The 17,455-nt window shown below is 67.9% G+C and carries 14 protein-coding genes; 10 read left to right on the plus strand and 4 right to left on the minus strand.

The features are described 5' to 3' along the window. Nucleotides 1-90 precede the first annotated feature (90 nt). The 4 genes from metG to FHR96_RS14630 all read left to right on the plus strand — a co-directional run bounded on the left by metG (nucleotide 91) and on the right by FHR96_RS14630 (nucleotide 4,731). Nucleotides 91-2,127 carry a methionine--tRNA ligase gene (gene metG / locus FHR96_RS14615; RefSeq protein WP_183388423.1) on the plus strand — a complete coding sequence of 679 codons (2,037 nt, stop codon included), beginning with the start codon at nucleotides 91-93 and terminating at the stop codon, nucleotides 2,125-2,127. A 7-nt stretch (nucleotides 2,128-2,134) separates the two neighbouring features. Then, nucleotides 2,135-3,109 (plus strand): RnfABCDGE type electron transport complex subunit B, encoded by a 975-nt coding sequence (locus FHR96_RS14620; RefSeq protein ID WP_183388424.1) that lies wholly within the window; start codon nucleotides 2,135-2,137, stop codon nucleotides 3,107-3,109. Between the two features lie 16 nt (nucleotides 3,110-3,125). Next, nucleotides 3,126-3,761, plus strand: coding sequence for an endonuclease III (nth, locus tag FHR96_RS14625; protein WP_183388425.1), 636 nt, complete (start codon nucleotides 3,126-3,128; stop codon nucleotides 3,759-3,761). Nucleotides 3,762-3,933: 172 nt separating this feature from the next. Next, on the plus strand, nucleotides 3,934-4,731 hold the full coding sequence (locus FHR96_RS14630; RefSeq protein ID WP_183388426.1) for a YdcF family protein: 798 nt from the start codon (nucleotides 3,934-3,936) through the stop codon (nucleotides 4,729-4,731). 148 nt (nucleotides 4,732-4,879) lie between these two features. Here FHR96_RS14630 and FHR96_RS14635 read toward each other — a convergent pair whose 3' ends face one another. Then, nucleotides 4,880-5,563 carry a glutathione S-transferase family protein gene (locus FHR96_RS14635; RefSeq protein ID WP_183388427.1) on the minus strand — a complete coding sequence of 228 codons (684 nt, stop codon included), beginning with the start codon at nucleotides 5,561-5,563 and terminating at the stop codon, nucleotides 4,880-4,882. A 134-nt stretch (nucleotides 5,564-5,697) separates the two neighbouring features. Here FHR96_RS14635 and FHR96_RS14640 point away from each other — a divergent pair, with 134 nt between their 5' ends. From FHR96_RS14640 to FHR96_RS14660, 5 genes are all read left to right on the plus strand, one after another. Then, nucleotides 5,698-6,072 carry a response regulator transcription factor gene (locus FHR96_RS14640; RefSeq protein WP_183388428.1) on the plus strand — a complete coding sequence of 125 codons (375 nt, stop codon included), beginning with the start codon at nucleotides 5,698-5,700 and terminating at the stop codon, nucleotides 6,070-6,072. Then, complete coding sequence (locus FHR96_RS14645; protein WP_183388429.1) at nucleotides 6,069-8,135, plus strand: exonuclease domain-containing protein; 2,067 nt, start codon at nucleotides 6,069-6,071, stop codon at nucleotides 8,133-8,135. Before FHR96_RS14640 ends, FHR96_RS14645 begins: the two co-directional genes overlap by 4 nt. Beyond that, entirely contained in the window at nucleotides 8,132-8,320 is a 189-nt protein-coding gene (locus FHR96_RS14650; RefSeq protein ID WP_183388430.1) for a hypothetical protein, read from the plus strand. Before FHR96_RS14645 ends, FHR96_RS14650 begins: the two co-directional genes overlap by 4 nt. A gap of 6 nt (nucleotides 8,321-8,326) precedes the next feature. Next, nucleotides 8,327-11,056, plus strand: coding sequence for a sensor histidine kinase (locus FHR96_RS14655; protein ID WP_183388431.1), 2,730 nt, complete (start codon nucleotides 8,327-8,329; stop codon nucleotides 11,054-11,056). A gap of 187 nt (nucleotides 11,057-11,243) precedes the next feature. Beyond that, a complete protein-coding gene (locus tag FHR96_RS14660) occupies nucleotides 11,244-13,223 on the plus strand; it encodes a methyl-accepting chemotaxis protein (RefSeq protein WP_183388432.1) in 1,980 nt (659 codons plus the stop codon). A gap of 148 nt (nucleotides 13,224-13,371) precedes the next feature. On the opposite strand, the gene FHR96_RS14665 is transcribed toward FHR96_RS14660, so the two are convergent. The 3 genes from FHR96_RS14665 to FHR96_RS14675 form a co-directional block, all read right to left on the minus strand. Beyond that, entirely contained in the window at nucleotides 13,372-14,520 is a 1,149-nt protein-coding gene (locus tag FHR96_RS14665) for a DUF294 nucleotidyltransferase-like domain-containing protein (protein WP_183388433.1), read from the minus strand. Nucleotides 14,521-14,775: 255 nt separating this feature from the next. Continuing rightward, complete coding sequence (locus FHR96_RS14670; protein WP_183388434.1) at nucleotides 14,776-15,078, minus strand: HlyU family transcriptional regulator; 303 nt, start codon at nucleotides 15,076-15,078, stop codon at nucleotides 14,776-14,778. Between the two features lie 248 nt (nucleotides 15,079-15,326). Next, complete coding sequence (locus tag FHR96_RS14675; RefSeq protein WP_183388435.1) at nucleotides 15,327-16,547, minus strand: argininosuccinate synthase; 1,221 nt, start codon at nucleotides 16,545-16,547, stop codon at nucleotides 15,327-15,329. 153 nt (nucleotides 16,548-16,700) lie between these two features. Here FHR96_RS14675 and rnt point away from each other — a divergent pair, with 153 nt between their 5' ends. After that, complete coding sequence (gene rnt, locus FHR96_RS14680; protein ID WP_183388436.1) at nucleotides 16,701-17,369, plus strand: ribonuclease T; 669 nt, start codon at nucleotides 16,701-16,703, stop codon at nucleotides 17,367-17,369. Nucleotides 17,370-17,455 lie beyond the last annotated feature (86 nt).

The raw sequence follows: 17,455 nt of genomic DNA on the forward strand, positions 1-17,455 counted from the left end.
TTTCACGGACATTTCGCATGGCGGCCTCGACTTCGCCCAGGCGTCGAGTCGGCCGCCGTGTTCCACGCTTACGGGAACCTCAGAGCCACCATGTCGAACACCGCCCCGCGCAAGATCCTGGTCACCAGCGCCCTGCCCTACGCCAATGGCGCCATTCACCTGGGCCACCTGCTGGAGTACATCCAGACCGACATCTGGGTGCGCTTCCAGAAGAGCCGTGGCCACGATTGCCACTACGTCTGTGCCGACGATGCCCACGGCACCGCCATCATGCTGCGCGCCGAGCAGGAGGGCATCACCTCACAGGCGCTGATCGACCGCGTCAGCCAGGAGCACCAGCAAGACTTCGCGCGCTTCGGCGTGGCCTTCGACAACTACCATTCGACCCACTCCGAGGAAAATCGCCACTTCAGCGAGCTGATCTATACCCGGCTGCGCGACAAGGGCCATATCGCCACCCGCGATATCGAACAGATGTACGATCCGGTCAAGGGCCTGTTCCTGGCCGACCGCTTCATCAAGGGCACCTGCCCGAAGTGCAAGACCGACGACCAGTACGGCGATAACTGCGAAGCCTGTGGCGCCACTTACACGCCGGCCGAGCTGATCGATCCCGTTTCCGCCATCTCAGGGGCCACCCCCGAGGTCAGGACTTCCACCCACTACTTCTTCAAGCTGCCCGACTTCGCGCGCTTCCTGCAGGGCTGGATCAGCGACGACCATGTCCAGCCCCAGATCCGCAACAAGCTGATGGAGTGGTTCGAGTCCGGCTTCAACGAGTGGGACATCTCCCGCGATGCGCCCTACTTCGGCTTCGAGATCCCCGATGCCCCGGGCAAGTACTTCTACGTGTGGCTGGACGCGCCGATCGGCTACCTGGCCAGCTTCAAGAACCTCTGCGACCGCGAAGGCATCGACTTCGACGCCTACTGGCGCGAGGGCTCGGACGCCGAGGTCTACCACTTCATCGGCAAGGACATCGTCTACTTCCACGCGCTGTTCTGGCCGGCGATGCTGCACGGAGCCGAGCTGCGCACGCCCACCGCGGTGAACTGTCACGGCTTCGTCACCGTCAACGGCGCCAAGATGTCCAAGTCCCGCGGGACCTTCATCAAGGCCGCGACCTACGCCGAGCAGCTGAATCCCGAGTACCTGCGCTACTACTTCGCCGCCAAGCTGACTTCCGGCGTCGACGACCTGGATCTCAACCTCGAGGACTTCGCCCAGCGCGTCAATGCCGACCTGGTCGGCAAGGTGGTCAACATCGCCAGCCGCTGTGCGGGCTTCATCAAGAAGCTCGGCGGAGGACGGCTCTCGACCCACTGCGCCGAGCCGTCGCTGGTCGCCCGCTTCGTGGCCGCCGGCGACGAGATCGCCGAGCACTTCGAGGCCCGAGAGTTCGGCCGCGCCATGCGCCGAGTCATGGAGCTGGCCGACGAGGCCAACACCTACATCGCCGAGGCCGAACCCTGGGTGCTGGCCAAGCAGGAAGGCCGAGAGCAAGAGGTGCTCGACATCTGCTCGGTGGGCATCAACCTGTTCCGTCAGCTGATGGTCTACCTGGCACCGGTGGTGCCCGCCATGGCCGAGGGCGCCCGCACCTTCATGAAGCTCGATTCGCTGGACTGGAGCAGCCGGCAGGAACTGCTGCTCGATCACGAGATCGCCAAGTTCAAGCCGCTGATGACCCGCGTCGAGCGCGACCGCATCGATGCCATGATCGAGGCATCGAAGGAGGATCTGGTGGAAGAACAGAAGCTCAAGGAAACCCCCAAGGGCCCGCTGGCCGACGACCCCATCGCCGACGAGATCGCCTTCGACGACTTCGCCAAGGTCGACCTGCGCATCGCCCGCATCGCCAAGGCGGAATACGTCGAGGGCGCCGACAAGCTGCTGCAGCTGACGCTGGACCTGGGCGGCGAGACCCGCAACGTCTTCGCCGGCATCCGCAAGGCCTATGCGCCGGAGGCCCTGGAGGGCCACCTGACGGTGATGGTCGCCAACCTGGCGCCGCGCAAGATGCGCTTTGGCGTCTCCGAAGGCATGGTGCTGGCCGCCGGCGACGACGACGGCATCTACCTTCTGGAGCCCCATTCCGGCGCCCAGCCCGGCCAGCGAGTGAGCTGAGTCAGGGATGGACCAGCCCACGCTGATCGAGGCCGTCGACGCTGCCTTGCCGCAGACCCAGTGCGGCAAGTGTGGCCATGACGGCTGTCGGCCCTACGCCAAGGCCATCGCCGAAGGGGAAGCGATCAACCGCTGCCCCCCCGGCGGCGAGGCTACCGTCGCGCGACTGGCCGAGCTGACCGGCCGTGCCGCGGTGCCGCTGGAGCAACCGGCGCAGTCGCCCCTGGTGGCGCGGATTCGCGAGGATGAGTGCATCGGCTGTACCAAGTGCATCCAGGCCTGTCCGGTGGACGCCATCCTCGGCGCCGCCAAGCACATGCATACGGTGATCGAAGCCGAGTGCACCGGCTGCGAGCTGTGCGTAGCCCCCTGCCCGGTCGACTGCATCGATCTGCTGCCGCATCCGGCCTGGCAGGCCGCCCGCACCGAGAACGAGCAGGACGCCTACCTGGCCCGACGCGCCGCACGCGGCCGACAGCGCTTCGAGGCCCGCCGAGCCAGGCTCGACCGCGAGGCGGAGGAGAAACGCCGGCGTCGGGCCGAGCGACGAGGCACGTCGCCCGCGCCCCTGGCGACAGCCTCCCGGCAACCGCCAGCGGCCTCGTCGAGCGCCCTGCGCGCCAGCCGTATCAGCCTCGCCGCCAGCCTCAAACGGCTGGATCGCCAGCGCCAGGCGAGCGATCTTTCCCCCGCCCAGCGAACCGAGCTCGAGCGTCGCGACGCCGAACTCCGCGAGCGCCTGGCCGAGGTCGATCGGCAGTTGCCAGGTGCCGGCGGCGCTCAGGCCCCGAGCCGGAACGAGCGACAGCGCCGCTTCGCGATCAACGCCGCCGAACAGGCCAGGCGTCGCGCCCGCCAGCAGCTGGCCCATGCCGAACGCCAGGGCGACGCCGCCGCCATCGAGGCGGCCCGCGACCAGCTTGCCGGCGCCGAGCGCATGCTCTCCGAGGCCCGGGCCAGCAACGGCCCCGCCGCCCACTGAACCGTCCGACACCGCCATGAACGCCCACAAACGCCACGAGATCTTCGCCCGCCTGCGCGAGCACAATCCCGAGCCGACCACCGAGCTCAACTGGTCGACGCCCTTCGAGCTGCTGACCGCGGTCCTGCTGTCGGCCCAGGCCACCGACGTGGGCGTCAACAAGGCCACCGCCCGCCTCTTTCCGGTCGCCAACACGCCGGCGGCCATCCTGGCGCTGGGCCTCGACGGCCTCAAGGAGCACATCAAGACCATCGGTCTTTACAACACCAAGGCCGAGAACCTGATGAAGACCTGCCGCATACTGATGGACCAGCACAATGGCGAGGTCCCGCGCACCCGCAAGGCGCTCGAGGCGCTGCCCGGTGTCGGGCGCAAGACCGCCAACGTCATCCTCAACACCGCCTTCGGCGAGCCGACCATCGCCGTGGATACCCATATCTTCCGGGTCTCCAACCGCACCGGCATCGCCAAGGGCAAGGATGTGGTCGAGGTGGAAAACAAATTGATGCGCCACGTACCCAGGGAATTCCGCCAGGACGCCCATCACTGGCTGATCCTGCACGGTCGCTATACCTGCGTGGCCCGCAAGCCCCGCTGCGGCAGCTGCGTGATCGAGGATCTCTGCGAATATCCCGATAAGGTGGAGATCTGAGGCGCTGTTGAGGCCATGGCCATGCCCGGCGAGCCGCTAAGCTGTAGGCCACACGACGCCAAGCGCTCGCCGGGCCGACATCGGCTTCAGTGCCGGTGCGACGCGTAGCGCGGTTTCGCCAAGGCCTGGGCGGGTCGACCGCCGGCTTGCCGCCCACACGAGATGACACGCCATGGCACTCCTCGAATCCCTGCTGCTGCCTCCGCTGCTCAACGCCTGGCTGATCCTGGTCGGCGGCCTGCTATGGATGCGCCTGCACCTGATCGGCGGGCTGCTGGTGGTCCTCGGCCTGGGCGGCCTGGTACTGCTGGCCACGCCGACGATCAGCCATGCCTTGCGCGAAGGCCTGGAGCCGCCGCCGCTGGCCACGGATGCGGAGCCGGAAGACCCCCGCCCCGACGACGAAAGGGCTCAAGAGCCCCGGCTCGCTGACGCCCAGGCGATTGTCATCCTGGGCGGCGGCAGAGACGTGGACGCCCCGGAGTTCGGCTGGGGCGACGCCCCGTCCAATGCCAGCTGGCGTCGCCTGGCCTATGGTGCCTACCTGCAACGCCGGAGCGGCCTGCCGATCCTGGTCAGCGGCGGACGCGTCCACGCCGACGAGCGCGGCTCCGAAGCCGGCCTGATGGCCGCCGCCCTGCGCGATGTCTTCGACGTCCCGGTACGCTGGACGGAGGACAGGAGCACCGACACGGCGGAGAATGCCCGCTACAGCGCCGCGATACTCGCCACCGAGGGGATCGAGCGTGTCGCCCTGGTCTCCCAGGCCTGGCATCTGGCTCGGGCAAGCGCCGAATTCGAACGCGCCGGCCTGACGGTCACGCCGGCTCCCACCGGATTCGCCAGCCCGCCGCCCAAGGGGCTCGCCGCCTGGCGCCCCAGCGCCTACCACCTGCATCAGAGCAGCCGGGCCCTGCACGAGTGGCTGGGGCTCGCCGATGCGTGGCTCAAGGAGCGGCTACTCCGCTAATCGCGCCCCCCCGGCGAGGGAAACACTGCTTGATGTCGCGAGCGAAGAAAGGCTGGTCGCCACCGGAACGCAAACACCGGAGTTTACACGTCAGTAAATGAGGATGTTGAGTACCGCTGGCGGCCAGCATATCGAGCGCAGCAATCCATCAGTGTTTTCCCAGGGAAAATTCCCCGCCCCGCTCGATGGCCCTCTGATAGGCCGGCCGCTCGCGACAGCGGGCCAGGAAGTCGCGCAATCGCGGTGTCGCCTCGAGCCCGCCGCGGCTCTCCAGCGCCAGCAGCGGGAAGCTCATCTGGATATCCGCCGCCGAGAAGGCCTCGCCGGCGAACCAGGCTGCCCCGTCCAGCTCGGCCTCCCAGAAGTCCCTGAGCTCGGTGATGCGCGGCCCCAGGAAGTTCTTCTCGACGCCTTGCGCGAACTGGCGCCCCAGCGGCCGCACCAGGGCCGGCACCGGTGGCTTGCCGAGCCGCGAGAACACCAGGCGCATGACCAGCGGCGGCATCGCCGACCCTTCGGCGTGATGCAGCCAGAACCGATAGCGCTCCCGCGCGTCGCTGCCGGCCGGCGGCGCGAGACGCCCGTCGAGGTCGTGATGCTCGAGCAGGTACTCGATGATCGCCCCGGACTCGGCGATGGCCCTGCCGCCCCGCGCCTCGTCGGTGATCACCGGCGACTTGCCGAGCGGATGCACGGCCTTCAGCGATGCCGGGGCCAGCCAGGTCTCGGGATCGCGCCGGTAGACGACCACCTCGTAGTCGACCTCGAGCTCCTCGAGCAACCACAGCACCCGCTGGGAACGGGAATGTTCGAGATGATGCACGCGAATCATGGATCGGCCTCCCTGTCGATGGGCGTCCAGTGTAACGGCTTGGGCCAAGGTCGTCTTTGCCGCGCCGGGAGGGCTCACTAGACTCGGAGACATCACGGTGCACTAGACCGCCCAACCGCCAGGAGGGAAGCGAGATGACGAAGGTGCTGGTGGTGGACGACGAGCCCAACATCGTCCTGTCACTGGAGTTCCTGATGCAGGAAGCCGGCTTCGAGGTGATGACCGCAGAGGATGGCGAGACGGCCCTGGCCCGCGTCGCCGACGAGCCTCCAGACCTGGTGCTGCTCGACATCAGCCTGCCGGGCATCGGCGGGTTCGACGTGCTGGAACGGCTGCGCGCCGATCCCGCCCTGGCCCGACTGCCGATCATCATGCTCACCGCCCACGGCCGTGAAGTGGAACGCGAAAAGGGGCTGGCGCTCGGCGCCGACGACTACGTCACCAAGCCCTTCTCGACTCGCACGCTGGTCGACAAGGTCAAGGCCCTGCTCGACGAGGGCGAGCGATGAGCGCACGCCGAGGCGGACCGCCGCGCCGCCAGACCCTGGTTGGCCTGTGGCTGCTGCTCAGCGGCGTGAGCCTGCTGGGTGGCGCGCTCTTCGCCCTGTGGCTCGATGGCCTGCTCGAGCCCCGGGGAGCGGCACGCTGGACGCTATGGCTAGGCAGCCTCTCCGGCGGCGGCACCATCCTGCTGGTCGGCTGGCTCCTCGAACAGCGGCTGTTCGCCCCGCTGCGTCACTTGCAGGCTCAACTGGCACGCCTGGTGGCCAATCCCGATGCCCGGGACGACGACCCGCCGGAGGGCTGGCTGCAAGGCCTGGGGCCCGACCTGGTGCGCATCCGCGAGGCCTGGCGCGACGATCGCTCCCGACTGGCCACCGCCCGCACCGAGGGCGCACGCAGCGCGGCGCGCATTCGACAGGAGCTCGAGGCCCTGTTGCAGGTACTCGAGACACCGCTGCTGCTCTGCGACCGCCATCGCCGTCTGCTGCTGTTCAATCCCGCCGCCGAGACGCTGTTCGGCGAGGCTCCCGGGCTCGGCCTCGGCAAGCGGCTGGACGCGCTGTTGCCCGCGGCCAGCCTGCACGATGCACTGCGCCAGCTGCCCGAGGACGGCAGCCCGCGAGAGGTGCTGGTGCCCTGCGGCGAGCACTGGCTGCGCGCCACGCTGCGACGCATCCCCGACAGCCAGGGCGAGACGCTGCTGACGCTGGTGGACGCCACCGCCGCCTGGGCCACCGAGCTGAGCGCCGGCGCGACCCTGACCGGGCTGCTGCCCGCGCTGCGTCGCCACGGCGCCGGCCTGACCAGCGCCGCCGATGCGCTGAGCCATCTGTCCGGCACCGACAACGACCAGCTGCGTCGCCGCCTGGCGTGGGTGGTCGAGGAGGAAGGCCGCGGGCTCGCCGAACGGCTGGAGCGACTGGGCGAAACCCTGGACGCCCTGCAACACCAGGCCGAGCGCCTGACCCCGCTGTGGTCCAACGATCTCTGGGCGGCACTCGCCGAGCGGCTATCCGCTGGCGGCCTGCAGCTGACCCCGGTCGGCATGCCGGCCTGGCTCAAGGCAGACGCCCCTGCACTGCTCGAGGTGCTCGCGCGGCTGCTGGAGCGCCTCGCCGCCCATACCGGCGCCGACATGTTCGACGCTGAGGCCTGCCTCGGCAACAAGCGGGTCTACCTCGATCTCTGCTGGCAGGGCACACCACTGTCCGAGGGCGATCTGTCGGCCTGGCGGGGCGAACGCCTCGAGGCCCTGCCGCTCGCCCCGACCCTCGGCGAGGTGCTGCGCCAGCATGCCAGCGACGCCTGGAGCCTGGCCGATGGCAACGGGCGCCAGGCGAGGCTGCGCCTGCCGCTGCCGGCGCTGGAGCGGGTTGGGGCGCCCGGTCCGCGCACCCCGCCGCGCCCGGAGTTCCACGACTTCGGCATCGCCGAGCTGCCGCCACCGGACGCCGAGCTCGCCGCCCGGCCGCTGCGCGCCCTGGAGGTCGTGGCCTGCGATACCGAGACCACCGGCCTTGAGCTGCGCCGCGGCGACAGGCTGATCAGCATCGGCGCCTGTCGCATCGTCAATGCCAGGCTGCTGGCCCGCGAGACCTTTGACCTGCGCGTCGATCCTGGCCGCCCGATTCCCTCGGCCAGCACTGCCATCCACGGCCTTACCGATGCCGACGTGTCGGGGGCGCCGCCCGCCAGCGTGGCACTACCGCGCTTTCGCGACTACCTGGGTGACGCCGTGCTGCTCGCCCACAACGCCGCCTTCGATCTGCTGGCCCTGCAGCCGCCGGACAGCGGGGTGCGCTTCGATATCCCGGTGCTGGATACCCTGCTGATCTCGCGCGGACTGGACCCGAGCCTCGACGGCCACGACCTGGACTCGCTGGCCGAACGCTACGGCCTGCGCTTTCCCCCAGGCAGCCGCCACACCGCGCTCGGCGACGCCCGGGTCACCGCCGAGCTGTGGCTGGCCCTGCTGCCGCGGCTCGAGGCCCGCGGCATCGCCACCCTGGGTGAGCTGCTGAGCCTGCAGGCCAGCGCCTTCGACCGGGAGGATGCCAGCGCCTCATGATGTCGCCACGCCGCAAGGAACGCCTGGTTGCCCTGATCGCGATGGCCATAGCATTGTTCACGCCGCCACTGCTGCTGGTGGCCGAGCGGATGGGGCCGGGCGCCCTGCCGCTGTATGTCTTCCTCGCCTGGGGCGGGGTGATCGCGCTGGCCGGCTGGCTGCTGGAAGGCGGACGCGGGGAATGAGCGGTCATGCGTAACGAGCTGACGGTCCTGGCGGTCGCCTTCGGCTACCTGGCGCTGCTGTTCGTGATCGCCGCCTGGGGCGACCGTCGCGCCGAGCAGGGCCGTTCGATCATCGGTTCGCCCACCATCTACGCGCTGTCGATTGCCGTCTACTGCACCGCCTGGACCTTCTACGGCAGCGTCGGACGGGCGGCCGAGAGCGGCCCCAGCTTCCTGCTGATCTATCTGGGGCCGACGCTGGCCATGCTGCTGGCACCGTTCGTGACCCGCAAGATGGTGCGCATCGCCGCCGCCCAGCGTATCACCTCGATCGCCGACTTCATCAGCGCCCGCTATGGCAAGAGTGCCGGGCTCGGCGCCCTGGTGGCACTGATCGCGCTGATCGGCATCACGCCCTATATCGCCCTGCAGCTCAAGGCGATCACCCTGAGCTATGCGGTGCTGGTCGACTACCCGCTAGCCGCCGGCGAGCGCCTCGACAGCGCTCCCTTCTGGGCCGACAAGTCGCTGTGGGTCGCCCTGGTGCTGGCGGTATTCATCATCCTGTTCGGCACTCGCCACCTGGACGCCAGCGAGCGCCACGAGGGCATGGTCGCGGCCATTGCCTTCGAGTCGCTGGTCAAGCTGGCCGGCTTCCTGGCCGTGGGCGTCTTCACCGTCTTCGTGCTTTACCGCAGCCCGGCCGAGCTGTTCGCCCGGGTCGCCGAGACCCCGGCGCTGACCGACATCCTGGGCCTGTCGGCGGTGCCCGGGGGCGCGCTGGGCTGGGTCGGGACCCTGGTGCTGGCCTTCCTGGCCTTCCTGGGGCTACCCCGCCAGTTCCAGGTGATGGTGGTGGAGAACGTCGACGAGCGACACATCACCCGTGCGGCCTGGCTGTTCCCCCTCTATCTGCTGGCCATCAACCTGTTCGTGATTCCCATTGCGCTGGCCGGCTTGCTGGGCGACACCGGCGGCGATCCGGACAGCGTGGTGCTGACGTTACCACTGGCCGCCGGCGCCGAAGGCCTGCCGCTGCTGGTGTTCATCGGCGGCATGTCCGCGGCGACGGGCATGATGATCGTCGAGACCATCGCGCTGTCCACCATGGTCAGCAACCAGCTGGTCATGCCGCTGCTGCTGCGCTCGCGCCGACTGTCCCGCGGCGGCCAGGGGGCGCTGGCCGGCTGGGTGCTCGGCGTCAGGCGCCTGGCCATCCTGGCCATCCTGCTGCTGGGCTACGGCTATCACGCCCTGGTGGGCGATGCCTACAGCCTGGTCACCATCGGCCTGGTGTCCTTCGCCGCCGCCGCCCAGTTCACCCCGGCGCTGCTCATCGGTCTTTACTGGCGCGGTGCCAACCGGCTGGGCGCCGGCCTGGGACTCGCGGGCGGCTTCACGGTGTGGGCCTGGACGCTGCTGATCCCGGGCTTCGCCCAGTCCGGCTGGCTCGACGCCGGCTTCCTGGCCCACGGCCCCTTCGGCATCGACTGGCTCAGACCCTATGCGATGTTCGGCCTGGAAGGCTGGGATATCTACACCCACTCGTTGCTGTGGAGCCTGGTCGCCAACGTCGGGCTGCTGGTCGGCGTCTCGCTGTTCACCCGTCAATCGCCCCTTGAACAGACCCAGGCCGCGCTGTTCACCGAAGCGCTGCATCCGCGACTCGACCAAGCCTCGCTGCATCATGGGCAGACCCCTCGCGGCGAGCTGCGCGCACTGCTCGATCGCTACCTGGGCGCGGCCACCAGCGCCCGGGTATTCGCCGGCGAACCGGAACAAGGTGCCGATCAGCCGGCCCCGGCAGCGCTGGTGGCTCGCGCCGAGCGAGCCCTGGCCGGCGCCCTGGGCAGCGCCTCGGCCCGGGTGCTGATCGACTCGGTGGTGCGCGGCGAGGCGCTGGACCTGCCGGCGCTACTGAGCATCCTCGATACCACCTCCGAAACCCTGGAGATGAACCGACGGCTGGAGCAGAAGTCTCGCGAGCTCGAACGCATCGGATCAGAGCTGCGCCAGGCCAACACGCGGCTGCGCGAGCTCGATCGGCTAAAGGACGAGTTCGTGGCCATGGTCAGTCACGAGCTGAGGACACCGCTGACCTCGATCCGGGCCTTCGCCGAGATCCTGCGCGACCATCACGACCTGCCCGATGACAAGCGCGAGCACTTTCTCGAGGTGGTAGTGCGCGAGAGCCAGCGGCTGTCGCGGCTGATCGAGGAAATGCTCGACCTGGCTCGCCTGGAAAGCGGCAGGCTCACGCTGCATCCCGAACGTCTCGACCTCGCCGCCCTGGCCCGACACGGTATCGAGGCGGTGCAACATCCGCAGCAAGAGCACGGCATCGTGCTGGACGTGGCCATCGAAGTGGACGAGGCACCGGTCATCGGCGATCCCGACCGGCTGGAACAGGTGATCATCAACCTGCTCGACAACGCCGGCAAGTTCGCCGACGCGACCACGCCCCGGGTGCGTCTGACGCTGGCGCGTCACAAGCGCCACTATCGACTGGCCGTGGAAGACAACGGCCCCGGCATTGCAGAAGAAGAGCGCGAGCGCGTGTTCGAGAAATTCCACCAGATCCAGCGCCCGGATGACGCCGCACAGCGCGGCCGCCCGCGGGGCAGCGGACTGGGGCTTCCGATCTCGCGCGGCATCGTGGCCCACCTGGGCGGCCGACTATGGGTCGAGGATGCTCCTACCCTGGGCGGCGCCTGCCTGGTGATGGAGCTGCCGGAAGCGCCGCACGCCGCTGCCTGACCCACCGCAGCGCTCAAGTCCCTGCCAGCTCGGCCGATAGGAAGCTGGGGCCGAAGCCGCCAGCATGGGCTTCCGCCTCTCCCATCAGGGTCCAAGCGCCCTTCCCTCGCCTGCCGGGACACGCTGACGCCAGGAGAAACGGAAGGGTGTCGACGGCACCCGATCGTCGGCTTATCGAAGGCATACTATGAACTGGCTCTCCCGACTCTCCCTGACACAGAAACTCCTCGTCGCTCTCATCGTTCCGCTGCTGGTGGCCTGCGTGACGTTGGGGCTGATCATCAGTACCCAGCTCAACGCCCAGGTGCCGGCGCTGATGAAGAGCGCCGGGGACCGACAGCTCGAAGCGCGCGCCGGCGAGATCGGCCAATGGATCGGCGGCTATCACAAATGGCTCAATGGCCTGGTGCGCGACGAACGGCTGCCGGACATGACGTCCCTGGCCGACAGGCAACGCTGGCTGGCGACCCGCCACACCGGAGAAGCAGGACTGGAAAGCGTCTTCCTGGCCGACCGGGAAGGCAACGTCGTGACCAACGACGGCGATACCGTCAACATTCGCCAGCGTGGCTACTTCCGCACCCTGGTCACCGACGGCACCGCCGACCAGGTACTCACCGAGCCGATGATGTCCAAGGTCAGCGGAGAGCCGATCGCCATCTTCGCTCAGGCGCTGTTCGACGAGGACGGCCAGCGGCTGGGCGTGCTGGGGGCGCCCTTGACCATGAAGTCGGTGACCGACATCACCTCGCGCATCTCCATGGGAGACGGCAGCTACGGCTACCTGCTGGATGGGAACGGCACTATCGTGGCCCACCCCAACCCGGAGCTGGTCATGAACGTCAAGGTGACCGACATGGGGCGCTACGGCTTCGAGAACGGCGACATCGTGGGCCGCAGCATGCTCGATGAGCCCAGCGGACACGGCAGCATCGTCACCCCGGATGGCCAGCCCAGCACCGTATTCTGGACCGCCGTACCCGGCACCGGCTGGACCCTGGCGATGATGGTGCCGGATCGCATCTTCACGGCGGTGAGCCGGGAACTGCTCGGCTCGCTGCTGCTCGCCGGCATCGTGATCCTGGCGGTGCTGCTGGCGATCCTCGGATTCACCGCCCACCGCGCCCTGTCGCCGATCCGCCAGACCGCCCTGGCCATGGCCGATATCGCCGAGGGCAAGGGCGACCTGACCCGTCGCCTGGACGTACGCAGCCGCGATGAGGTGGGCGAGCTGGCGGTGCAATTCAATGCCTTCGTGGAACGCATGCAGAACACCCTGCGGCAGGTGCGCGGCAACGCCCGCCAGGTACTGGGCGGAGCCAGCGAAATGGCGGATGGCACCCACGAGCTGTCATCGCGTACCGAGCAGGCCGCCGCCAACCTGCAGGAAACCTCCGCTTCCATGGAGCAGATCCATTCCACGGTGGCCCACACTTCCCAGGCCGCCGAGCAGGCCAATGGCTTGACGCGGAACGCCGCAGAAACCACCGAGCGCGGCAGCCGGGCGATGAGCGAGGTCGAGGCCAAGATGGCCGCCATCACCGACTCCGCCGCCAAGATCGGGGAAATCATCGGCCTGATCGACTCCATCGCCTTCCAGACCAACATCCTGGCGCTCAATGCCTCGGTGGAAGCGGCACGGGCCGGCGAACAGGGGCGTGGATTCGCGGTCGTGGCCGGTGAGGTCCGTCACCTGGCCAGCCGTTCCGCCGAGGCCGCCCGCGACATTCGTGAATTGATCGACACCTCGGCGCGCCACACCCAGGAGGGGAACCACCTGGTCAAGGGCGCCGCCGAGCAGATGCAGGCAATTCATCGAGGCATCACCCAGGTCGCCGACGTGATCGGTGAGATCACCGCGGGCACCCGCGAGCAGACCACCGGTATCGAGCAGGTCAACACCGCCGTGGCGGAGATGGATACCGTCACCCAGCGCAATGCCGGCATGGTCAGCCAGAACGCCGGCCTGGCCGAGACCATGCGGGACAATGCCCAGCGCCTCGATGCCCTGATGGCCGAGTTCATCCTCGGCGACGACGCCACCGACGCGTACTTGGCCGCGCCGTACCAAGAGCCACTGCCCAGCTCCCGGACCGCGACGACACTCCCGGCATCCCGGCGCCCGGCCCGCCGCGAGGCGCCCGAACCCGAGTGGGAGGCGTTCTGACCCCATCGTCACCAGCCCCCCGGATGCCAACCACATGCTGCCATCGACTCGCGACCGGGCCGACGCCCTGTTCCGGAGGCTACTTGAAGCGCCAGGGCGCCCGGGTCGCCCCGGTGGTCCGAGGGGATGCTCGACCTCCGACGAAGCACTAGCGCCGCCCCTGCCGGGCGGCGCTGGCCGCGAAATCGCCCAGCCGTCTCACGAGGCGCATGTCATGGCGCAATAGCCAGTAACCCGCCTCGTCCAGGGTCGCCAGATCGATCCAATCTCCTGCCGCCCTGCCCATTCCAAGATCGGCCCGCTGAGCGTCCAGCAACAGCGCCTGCATGCGGCCGTGGGCCCGCTGTAACGCCTCCGCCCGGTCGGCACGCAGCGCTCCCGACGCCACCAGCTCGACCAGCCGGCTACGGGTTTCCACGCTCTGGACACCATGGCACCAGGCCAGCAGGCGCACGGCATTCACCAGCGGCAGAAGCCCCTGATGCTTGAGGTCCAGGGCTCGGCGATGCGGACGATCATCCCGCCGGGCCGCGACCAGGCGACCGAAGCGCTCCGCCGCCGCCGGCGTCTCCTCCAGCAAGGCGGCCAGCTCGTCGACGAACAGCCCGGCGCGGGGCAGCAGCGCCGAGACGTGCGCACGCAGGGCCTCGGCCAGGTCGGCGTTACCGTAGACCGGCGCGACATCGAGCAGGATACTGGCCTGCTGTGCCCGCTTGACCCGCCGTTCGGCGGTCCAGATCTCCAGCTGCCGCTGCCATTCGACGAGACGCTTGCGCCACATCGGCCAGCGCGCCATGACATGGCCGCGGCACAATGGGATGCCGGCGGCATCCAGGCGTTCCGTGAAGCGCTCACCCAAGGCCTGGAAGAAACCATCGATCTCGCCATGACGAGCATCCGGATAGTTGGCGATGATCATGGCATTATCCTGGTCCGGCGCCAGCAGGCTCTCGTGGCGAGCCGCCGAGCCCAGCGTCAGCACGCAGAACGCCACCGGCGGCTCGCCCCAGCCCTGGCCACGCATCTCGGCGAGCGACGCCTCGATGGCACGACGATAGAGGGCGTCGTTGTGGTCGCTGATCAACTGGCTGATACGCCAGGCAGGCAGCTCGAGGCGCGAAAGAACATCCACCAGCTCGCGTTGCCAGGCATGGAGTTCGGCCAGGCTCGGCGACGGGCCCAGTCGGTCGACGGCCTCGCACAGCGGGGCGAGCAGCGTCGACAGCCGTTCCCGGTCAGGCACGGCGCCGTCGGCGAACAGCGTCCGCCAGGGCGAGGCACGATGGAGTAGGCGCATCGGCATTCCGTTTGCTGGGTCGCTTCCAGCCTAGGTTTTGTACGAAAAGTCGGCGAGCGATGGCCAGACAAGGCAAAAATCGGTGAAAAGACGGACCGGGCTCGCGCACGAGCCAATTTTTAACGCCGTATGGGCAAGCGCAGACCGTTTTCGTAAAGAGCCTAGCAATGTCGGCGTTCCGGGAACTTGATATCGAACAGTCAGGCACAAAAAACGGCGCCCGGAGGCGCCGTCCTTGAGGCGTCGAACAGAGGCTCAGCGCGGATCGAACAGGTCGTCGCCCAGCTCGTCGATCAGACGCTCGGCCTTGCTGACCATCAGCGCATCGCAGGCCTCGCGACCGGGCACCACGTCGGAGCGCTCGAAACGGTGCTCGAGCATCTCCTCGCCTTCACCGCGGGGCTTGCGAATCCAGCCGCTGACGCGAAACTGGCCGCCCATGTTCTCGGCCTGGGGCACGATCAGGTAACCCTGGTAGTTCACCGGCTCGCCCTCGGGGGCGGCGGCAGGCGTCGTCTCGCCCTGGCCGAACAGGCCGGATAGCAGTTTCTTCAGCATCGAAGCCTCCTGGATCAAGAGCGCCGGCCAGACCAGCGCCGACTCATGCAGATTTCCAGGAAACGACTGATTTATGTCGCGAGCCGCAGCAATAAATCAGCGTTTCCTTAGACTGTTTGAAAAGTAGACGAGCGAAGGCTAGACAAGGCAAAAATCCGGGAAAACGCGGAGTTTACTGGTCGTAAATGAGCAGTTTGACCGGATTTTTAACGCCGTATAGCCGAGCGCAGGCACTTTTCAGACAAGTCTTAGTCCTGCTGGCGGCCCTTACCGGCGGCGATCCGCAGCCGCAGGGCGTTGAGCTTGATGAAGCCCTCGGCATCCTTCTGGTCGTAGGCGCCGGCATCGTCCTCGAAGGTGGCGATGGACTCGTCGAACAGCGAGGCGTCGGACTTGCGGCCGGCCACGGTGGCGTTGCCCTTGTAGAGCTTCATGCGCACCACACCGGAGACGTTCTTCTGGGTCTCGTCGATGGCGGCCTGCAGGGCGCGACGCTCCGGGCTCCACCAGTAGCCGTTGTAGATCACCTCGGCGTACTTCGGCATCAGCTGGTCCTTGAGGTGGGCTTCCTCGCGGTCCAGGGTCAGCGACTCGATGGCACGGTGGGCGCGCAGCATGATGGTGCCCCCCGGAGTCTCGTAGCAGCCGCGAGACTTCATGCCCACGTAGCGGTTCTCGACGATGTCGAGACGGCCGATGCCGTTGTCGCCGCCCAACTGGTTGAGCTTGGACACCACCTCGTGGGGCTTCATCGGCACGCCGTCGATGGCCACGATGTCACCGCGGTCATAGGTCAGCTCGACGTAGGTCGGGGTGTCCGGCGCGGCCTCCGGGGAGACGCTCCAGCGCCACATGTCTTCCTCGGCCTCGGTCCACGGATCCTCGAGGTTGCCGCCCTCGTAGGAGATGTGCAGCAGGTTGGCATCCATGGAGTACGGCGACTTCTTCTTCTGGCTGGTGAAGTCCACCGGGATGTCATGCTGCTGGCAGTAGCCCATCAGCTTCTCGCGGGAATTGAGATCCCACTCACGCCACGGGGCGATCACCTTGACGCCCGGCTTCAGCGCGTAGGCGCCGAGCTCGAAGCGCACCTGGTCGTTGCCCTTGCCGGTGGCACCGTGGGAGATGGCGTCGGCGCCGGTCTGGTTGGCGATCTCGATCAGGCGCTTGGCGATCAGCGGGCGCGCGATGGAGGTGCCGAGCAGGTACTCACCCTCGTAGATGGTATTGGCACGGAACATCGGGAAGACGTAGTCGCGGGCGAACTCCTCGCGCAGGTCCTCGATGTAGATCTCCTTGACGCCCAGCGCTTCCGCCTTGGCGCGGGCCGGCTCGACTTCCTCGCCCTGGCCGATGTCGGCAGTGAAGGTCACCACTTCGCAGTCGTAGGTTTCCTGCAACCACTTGACGATGACGGACGTATCCAGGCCGCCGGAATAGGCGAGCACGACCTTCTTGACATCGGACATGCTGGGGCTCCTCTCGATGATCGACGTAAAAGGGGGATTATAGCGCGCCGAGCCTTGCGCGAATACCGGCCCGACGGGACGCATCGGCCCTGAACTGCTAGACTCTCGCGTTTCGAGACAACCCGTTACCGTTACCCGATCAAGGAGAGGTGCATGAGCGAGGTGGCCGCCCGCGAACTCATGGCACAACGCTTCCGCAGTTTCCTGCCCGTGGTGGTGGACCTGGAGACCGGCGGCTTCAATGCCAAGACCGACGCGATCCTGGAGATCGCCGCCGTGACCCTGACCATGGACCCCGAGGGCAACCTGATGCCCGATGCCACCTACGCCTGCCACGTCAGCCCCTTCGAAGGGGCCAACGTCGAGCAGTCCGCCCTGGACTTCACCGGCATCCGCCTCGACGACCCGCTTCGCCAGCAGGTGGCGGTGAACGAGTCCGAGGCACTGGGCGAGGTCTTCCGTCCCGTGCGCAAGGCGATCAAGGCCAATAACTGCACCCGCGCCGTGCTGGTGGGCCACAATGCCGCCTTCGACCATGGTTTCCTGAATGCTGCCGTGGAGCGCTGCGGGATCAAGCGCAACCCCTTCCACCCCTTCTCGAGCTTCGACACCGCCTCGCTGGCCGGCCTAGTCTACGGCCAGACCGTGCTGGCCCGCGCCTGCCGCGCCGCCGGCATCGCTTTCGACAACGGCGAGGCCCACTCGGCGCGCTACGACACCGAACGCACCGCAGAACTGTTCTGCGCCATGGTCAACCGCTACAAGGACCTGGGCGGCTGGCAGCTGGCGCTGCGCGAGCAGGGGATGGAAGAGGAGCCGTAAGCTGGAAGCTGGAAGCTGGAAGCTGGAAGCTGGAAGCTGGAAGCTGGAAGCTGGAAGCTGGAAGCTGGAAGCTGGAAGCTGGAAGC

Source organism: Halomonas organivorans (assembly GCF_014192055.1).
In the GTDB taxonomy this organism is placed as follows: Bacteria; Pseudomonadota; Gammaproteobacteria; order Pseudomonadales; family Halomonadaceae; genus Halomonas; species Halomonas organivorans.

Excerpts from the sequence above, each read along its gene's own strand:
- metG (WP_183388423.1), top strand. The coding sequence starts at position 91 with ATGTCGAACACCGCCCCGCGCAAGATCCTGGTCACCAGCGCCCTGCCC.
- FHR96_RS14620 (WP_183388424.1), top strand. The coding sequence starts at position 2,135 with ATGGACCAGCCCACGCTGATCGAGGCCGTCGACGCTGCCTTGCCGCAG.
- nth (WP_183388425.1), top strand. The coding sequence starts at position 3,126 with ATGAACGCCCACAAACGCCACGAGATCTTCGCCCGCCTGCGCGAGCAC.
- FHR96_RS14630 (WP_183388426.1), top strand. The coding sequence starts at position 3,934 with ATGGCACTCCTCGAATCCCTGCTGCTGCCTCCGCTGCTCAACGCCTGG.
- FHR96_RS14635 (WP_183388427.1), bottom strand. The coding sequence starts at position 5,563 with ATGATTCGCGTGCATCATCTCGAACATTCCCGTTCCCAGCGGGTGCTG.
- FHR96_RS14640 (WP_183388428.1), top strand. The coding sequence starts at position 5,698 with ATGACGAAGGTGCTGGTGGTGGACGACGAGCCCAACATCGTCCTGTCA.
- FHR96_RS14645 (WP_183388429.1), top strand. The coding sequence starts at position 6,069 with ATGAGCGCACGCCGAGGCGGACCGCCGCGCCGCCAGACCCTGGTTGGC.
- FHR96_RS14650 (WP_183388430.1), top strand. The coding sequence starts at position 8,132 with ATGATGTCGCCACGCCGCAAGGAACGCCTGGTTGCCCTGATCGCGATG.
- FHR96_RS14655 (WP_183388431.1), top strand. The coding sequence starts at position 8,327 with ATGCGTAACGAGCTGACGGTCCTGGCGGTCGCCTTCGGCTACCTGGCG.
- FHR96_RS14660 (WP_183388432.1), top strand. The coding sequence starts at position 11,244 with ATGAACTGGCTCTCCCGACTCTCCCTGACACAGAAACTCCTCGTCGCT.
- FHR96_RS14665 (WP_183388433.1), bottom strand. The coding sequence starts at position 14,520 with ATGCGCCTACTCCATCGTGCCTCGCCCTGGCGGACGCTGTTCGCCGAC.
- FHR96_RS14670 (WP_183388434.1), bottom strand. The coding sequence starts at position 15,078 with ATGCTGAAGAAACTGCTATCCGGCCTGTTCGGCCAGGGCGAGACGACG.
- FHR96_RS14675 (WP_183388435.1), bottom strand. The coding sequence starts at position 16,547 with ATGTCCGATGTCAAGAAGGTCGTGCTCGCCTATTCCGGCGGCCTGGAT.
- rnt (WP_183388436.1), top strand. The coding sequence starts at position 16,701 with ATGAGCGAGGTGGCCGCCCGCGAACTCATGGCACAACGCTTCCGCAGT.